This is a genomic window from Synechococcus sp. B60.1 (assembly GCF_047462555.1).
Lineage (GTDB): Bacteria > Cyanobacteriota > Cyanobacteriia > Thermostichales > Thermostichaceae > Thermostichus.
The window spans coordinates 1-4,551 of the sequence record NZ_JANSJN010000140.1 but is presented as its reverse complement, the minus strand read 5'-3'; the positions used below and the strand labels follow the sequence as shown (position 1 = coordinate 4,551).

Here is a 4,551-nt window from a genome sequence, read left to right as displayed (position 1 = left end):
TCTTGGGATTTTGTTCCTCAGAAGCTTGCCCGAAGCCTTTTCGACTTTAAGGGGGCTCTGGGGATTCTGTAGGTTAAAGTGTCTGAAAGTGTACGGCGAAATTTTTTGGGATTTTTCTGGAGGTTGACCGCCACACCGAGCACTATGTGGATTTGGCACTGCAACACGCCCGTCGTTTCGCCAGATGGCCGGGCCCTGCTGCTCCGGCCTAAGCCTACCCTTCAGCAGCGGGGATCCCTTTTTGAGGGCCGCGTGGGTCACCCCGCTGGGATGGATGTAGGGCGCAGCCCCTCTCCCTAATCCACGAGGGTGGCACAAGGAGGCAACGGCAAGGGGTATAGCTGACTCAAAGCCCAGTCGGCTACCTAGAGAGAGCAGCGCTAAGGATCCGCTACTTCAAAAGCCCACAACCCCCGCTCAGCCGGGATCCGATGCAACTGTCCCTGGGGAAAGCGCTGCTGCAGCGCTGCCCCTTGCTGATTCCATACCTCCTCGTTCAGGAACAGGGTAAATGGCGGCTGGAGATCTTGGGTGGGCAACGCCTCAGGGGAAAAGATCTGCACCTCCTGTCCCGACCCGGCAAAAAACTGGATCCAACTCTGCCAATAGATGGGCTCTCCCCAGCTGAAATAGGGGTAGGCGGCGCTGGCAGCCAAGTAGAAGCGGTAGTCGTGATCCCCTTGTCGGGCCGCCACGTAGCGCCCGGTGGCTCCCACATCGTTGCCCTGGGTCCAGCCCTTGTGGACAAAATCTCCAAAAATCGCCAAGTTCCATCCGCCAATCAACAGCATCGCCCCCGCCATCGCCACTGCCGGCAGCCACTTCCTCCCTGGGGATCCCCAACGCTCCAGGAGACCGGCCAGCGCCTGGATCCCTTCCAGAGTTAGGTAGGCTACAAAGGGCAGGATTACCAGCAGGCGGGTGTAGTTGGGGGCTTTGGTGATGGCCAAGCTAAAGAGCAGGTAAAGAAACAGGAAACTGCCCATACAAAGCCAGTCGTGGGGCTGGCTACGCCCCTTGCAGAGGCGGTAGAGGCCAGATCCCAGCCCCAGCCAGATCAAAACCCCCGTCAGCGGATCCACAAAGGCATGGCCGTAGTTGGGGTAGATGTAGCCCCGGTCGTGCTGGCTGGGATCGTTGAACATGCTTAGGCCATTGCGGATGTTGCGCCACACCGCCTCTGCCGGCGTAGCCGCATTGACCCACCTCTGCTGCAGCGCCCGCCCTTCCGGGAAAAAGAGAAATTGCTGGCGGGCATACTCGGCGCTTTCTGGGGGGGCGGTGGCAGTAGCCACCAGGATGGGCGCAGCCACCAGGAAAAACCCCAGCGCCGCCGGCACGGTTAGCTTGGCCAAAGTCCAGAAGGGGTTGACCTGGTTATCCCCTCCTTGCAGCTCCTCCCGGCCCAGGAGCAGGTAGAGGCCGCCAAACAGCAACCCCAACAGGATCACCACCCGCCCCGGCAGATAGCCGTAGAGGGAGAAGGCCGCTGCCCCTCCCCCCAAATACAAAAGCAGGGGATTTTTTTCCCGCACGCCCTTTAAGAGCAAGGCTAGCGCTGCACACTCCACCAGCACAATCAGATTCTCCCGCATCGCCATGCGGCTGATGCCTAACAAGGCGTGGTTGGATCCCAGGAGGGCCGCTCCTGCCAAGGCCAGCCGGGGGTTCCAGAACGACCGAAAAAACCCATAGGCCACCAGAATGGTGACAACCCCGAAGGCGGCATGCACGGTGCGCACATTCACCAGCGTGACTCCCCCCATCAGCCGCGTCAGGCCGCCAAAGAGGCTGAACAGGAAGCGGGGGAAATAGAAACACTCCGGCATCAGCCCAAAGATATCGGGGTAGCGCACCCCTGAGGCCCGCCGTGCCATGGAGGTGATGACAATCTCGTCGGTGTTGATTTGAAAAGGGATGTTGGCCAGGTCGTAGAGGTAGATGGGGGCAAAAACCAGCGCCAGCAGCCCCAGGTGCAGCAGCTCCTGACGCCAGCGCAGCCGCGTCGGATCCCAAGGGAGCTGAGCCGGAGGAAACTGGGCCACATACAGCCCCACCAGCAGGATGCTTAGCAGCCAGATACCCATCTGCAGTACGTGGTAGCCAAACACCCCGTACCAGAGGGTCAGGGCTATTCCCAAGCCCAGGCCGGATCCCAGCAGAGCCGGACGCCGGGAAGTTGCCAGGGTATCCCAAACTGCCATAGAACTGAGAGGAATCGACTGCTCTCAGCCTACCAGGCCCAAGTTGTTCTCAAAACCGCCCTACCCCCAGCTTCTCTCCCGAAGGACGGGAGAAAGACCCCAAGGCTAGAGAACTTAGGAATTGAGGCTGCGGCCTACCGGTCGCAAGGATTGCCAGCAGGGATCCCCAAAGTTAGTAGCCCCGCATCCTCTCCGTCTCCCGCTCCAGTTCCGGATCCATGAAGTTGGACGGATCGTAGAGGAAGCGGTTGACCTCATCTTCGAGGCGGTAAATCTCAAAGGGCTCCAATTGTTTGCCAGTTCGCAAGGCCAGCAGGTAACCGTCCACCAGCAGCCTTAGCTCGTCAGTGCGCTGATAGCCGCGATGCCAACTATCCACCAGCGCGTCGGTTAGAGCTTGATAGTGCCGGATTAGCTTTGGGTCTTGCAACATGGCGCTCCCTTGCCCCACCTGTTCCCATCCTAGCGTTTGATTTTCGTTTGCTAGACAGAGATTACAAAAGCGGGAGAGGCAGCACTATTCCTCAAGAATCGGCAAGGTTAACCGCGAGGGCGTGTTGCCGCCGCTGTGAAGAGTAAGGGTGAGAATGCGGGCCTCGATGAGCCGCTCTTCTCGCATCCCCGTACCTGTATTGACGGAGTAGGCCGGGAAACAGGCCGCACTGAGGCTGAGACGCAGGGCGTGGCCACGGGGAATGCGGATACAGGTAGGCTGACAGGGGATTGAGATGGGGGCATTGGGCTGGGGATCCTGCAGACGACGGTAGCCCTGGGAAAAGTTGTACACCTGGCCGTCCGGCCTGACCACGGAGAGCACGGCGCAGAGATCCAAGCTGGGGCTGTCGGCTTCGACGTAGAGCTCTGCCGTGATATCCCCCGCCAGGAGGAGGTCGGTTTCCAGAGGGGGAGTGGTGTAAGTGAGAACATCGGTGCGGCAGTCGAGGGCAGAGCGCTCTTGCGGCCCGGCAGGATAAACCAGGTGACCCCCCAGGGCTGGCACCGGTCGCCAGGGATCGTGAACAAAAGTATCCGACTGTTGCCTCAGTGGGGGTTCCGGGCGGAGGGATCCCTCAAGTTCGGAGAGGGCAGCCAGGCCGGTGCTGTGCAGGTAAAAAGCTTTTGGCTCCGGGGTGGGCCAGGCCTCTAAGCTGCGCCAGCGGTTGGCTCCCATCTCGAATAGGCGCACCGGCAGCTCCTGGAGGATCCCGGTGTCCTTGCCTTTGAGGAACTGGTCAAACCAGCGCACCTGCAGCCGATCGATGGGGCTGACGGCCTCGGGGCCAAAGTCCAGCGCCCCCACCCTGCGCCCCCACGGCAGGTGGGCCCAGGGCCCCACAACCAGGTACTGAGGGTTGCGGCTGCGGGCACTCATCTCCTTGTAGAGGCGCAGGCTGCCACTCAGGTAGCTGTCAAACCAGCCGCCAATGTGCAACATCGGCAGATCCACCACCTCTAGCCGAGGGGAGAGCTGGCGCCAGTAGTCGTCGGGTTCGCTGTGCTCCAGCCAGTCGAAGTAGTAGGACTGGGGCGCGTATTGCTGCAGCACGCCCGGCTTGAGGGGGATGGGATCGTAGAGGGGCAAGTTGCGGGAGGCTTTGAAGAGGGCCTGGTAAGCGTTGGCCTCTCCCCGCCGGCGGGCTCCCTCAGCTTCCAGTTGCAGCGCCCAACTGAGGTTGTTGGAGAAGGTAAAGGCTCCCCCCGGGTAGGCGGCATCGGCGTAGAGATCGTAGGGCAACATCGCCGGGCAGAGGGTTTTCAAGGCGCTGGGACGGCTGGAGGCGGCATAGAGTTGGGTCATGCCCTGGTAAGAAAAGCCGTACATGCCCACCACACCGTTGCTCCCTGGCAAAGCAGCCGCCCAGTTGACCGCGTCAAACCCATCCTCGGCTTCGTGGCGGAAGGGGTAGAAGGAGCCCTTGGAGGTGCCCCGCCCCCGCACATCCTGGATGACCACGATGTAGCCGTGGGCCGCATACCAGCGCGGATGGGCGTACACCACCGTCGAGGCAATGGCCCGCCCGTAGGGCTGCCGCATGAGCAAGACCGGGTAGCTCCCCCCGCCTTCTGGGCGATAGACATCCGCATCCAGTTGGATCCCGTCGCGGGTGAACATGGAAACGGTTTCGCGGGGGCGCACAGGCAGCATGGTTGGGTAAGGTCAACGAAATTTGCCGGAGAACTAGGCACAGGGATCCCTGGAGAGCTCTTCGATAGAAAATTCCGGGAGATAGAAGCATTTTAACGTAAGTGCGGAATTCCCCACCGTATAGACGGTGGGGAGGGATAGCACCCTCTGACTGATTCTGGATGTATTGCTTCACAATTTCTAGGGAGCAAATCATGCCAA

3 protein-coding genes are annotated in these 4,551 nt (G+C 60.8%); all 3 read right to left on the bottom strand.

Annotation, left to right across the window (positions count from 1 at the left end):
- Window positions 1–380: 380 nt before the first annotated feature.
- The 3 genes from NW863_RS12230 to NW863_RS12220 all read right to left on the bottom strand — a co-directional run bounded on the left by NW863_RS12230 (window position 381) and on the right by NW863_RS12220 (window position 4,350).
- Complete coding sequence (locus tag NW863_RS12230; RefSeq protein WP_414366682.1) at window positions 381–2,204, bottom strand: glycosyltransferase family 39 protein; 1,824 nt, start codon at window positions 2,202–2,204, stop codon at window positions 381–383.
- Window positions 2,205–2,376: 172 nt separating this feature from the next.
- Window positions 2,377–2,637: a DUF6761 family protein gene (locus NW863_RS12225; protein WP_414366681.1), complete on the bottom strand. Its 261-nt coding sequence runs from the start codon at window positions 2,635–2,637 to the stop codon at window positions 2,377–2,379.
- Window positions 2,638–2,721: 84 nt separating this feature from the next.
- On the bottom strand, window positions 2,722–4,350 hold the full coding sequence (locus NW863_RS12220; protein WP_414366679.1) for a CocE/NonD family hydrolase: 1,629 nt from the start codon (window positions 4,348–4,350) through the stop codon (window positions 2,722–2,724).
- Between the last annotated feature and the right edge of the window lie 201 nt (window positions 4,351–4,551).